This window comes from Streptomyces shenzhenensis (assembly GCF_021462265.1).
Lineage (GTDB): Bacteria > Actinomycetota > Actinomycetes > Streptomycetales > Streptomycetaceae > Streptomyces > Streptomyces shenzhenensis.
On record NZ_JAJONF010000145.1, the window covers coordinates 1 to 1,549 of the forward strand.

Genomic DNA, 1,549 nt, shown 5'->3' on the forward strand with positions numbered 1-1,549 from the left:
GAATTACGTGATGCCGATCATGGAGATCGTGGGGAATTGTTTGACCGCTGACACGAGCCGAAACCCGGACTATCTCGCCACCGTCCGCCACATCCTCGATGACCAACGCCGACAACCCCGAAAACACCGTTCCCACAAGCGTGTTCGCATCATGCACGCTCAATGATCACAGTGGAGCACTCACCGTCACCACCGACTACGCAACAGACCCGTTCGTTTGAGAGACCCGGGACGGCGGACGGCGCGCCGGAGACCTGGAAGTCGAATTCACCGATATCGACTACATCGACTTCGATCTGTGAAATCGGTGGCAGCCTCGGTACGAGGCTGCCACCGATTGAGCCGAAGCCTCACCAGGACGTCGTCAAGGCCATGGGCTGGTTCGCCGGGTGATTACCAGCACCAGCCCTCTTGGGCGCCGCCGTAGTCGCCGCCGTTGTAGTACCAGTGCAGACTCCCGAGCGCGGTGCGCTCCTGGTTGTTCGGGCAGTTGTCGTCGGAGAACACCGCTGCTTGGTACTCGTCCGGGGTCGAGGCATGCACGTCGATGACGTAGCTGTACCGGTCCTTGGAGGAGGCGTCCAAGTCGTCGTGTTCTCCAAGCCAGTTCCCGTGGCTGTCGATCAGGAGCACGGTCACCTTGGAGTTGCTGCCCTGGAACGCGCCGGACCACTGGAAGTGGGCTTCTACGGCGCCACCGCCTGAGCAGTATCCGTAGAACATCTCCTCCACCTGACCAGCGTAATTGCCGTTCACGGTCAGGTTGCCGGGGCTGCCGATGTTGCTCCAGGTGCCGCAGGTCGAGGCGTGAGCCGCCGTGGCGGTGCCGACGGTGCCGGTGGCTGCGGCGGCGAGCATGAACGTGGAGGCTGTGAGCATTCCGATTCGGCGCCTAAGCGCCGGCTTTCGGGCGAGTTTCATGTAGTCCCCCTGACGATGTGTGCTGGTGAGTCGTCTCCCATGCAAGCAGCGCCGCCGAGAGGCGTGCGAGCCCCCGTGACGCGCTTTAGCGCATGACGGCTCATTGCGGGGCCGTTGTGCAAGTCCGAGGCTAAGAGCTGCCGTCCTAGATCCGTCCTTGCGCACTCCGTTCACATGAGCGCATGTGACAAGTCGAATGCCTTGTCGGTGACAACCAGACTGCTTCGACCGGTCCGAATCGCCAGCTCATTTTTCTCCGCTGCAAGCGGCGCACCAAGCGGGAGAGCTCTGCCCATGTCCGCATTCACCACGTCTCAGCGCGCGTACCGTGACGGTACGACCAGCTGGGAGGACCAGATGAGCGCGCAGCCCGACCACGGCCCCCTCACCCCGTACGCCTCCGCTCCTGGAGCTCCGGCCGGATCGCCGACTCCGCCGAGCACCGGTCCGCTCCGCGCCTGCGGAGGTGTCCCGCAGTCCGGGCCGCCATCAACCCAGATCTCCACGTCCGCTCCGCGCTCGCGTAGGTGTCCCGTACAGCTCAAGCGCCGGCTCACCGTCCGGGGTGTCCGCTCCGCGCCCGCGGAGGTGTCCCGCGAAACGGCGTGAGCATCTCGTCCGCTTATCG

General features: G+C 64.2%; 1 protein-coding gene. It reads right to left on the reverse strand.

What is annotated here, in order from left to right:
• Positions 1-393 precede the first annotated feature (393 nt).
• Positions 394-879: a hypothetical protein gene (locus tag LQ326_RS47115; protein WP_234545368.1), complete on the reverse strand. Its 486-nt coding sequence runs from the start codon at positions 877-879 to the stop codon at positions 394-396.
• Positions 880-1,549: the final 670 nt, after the last annotated feature.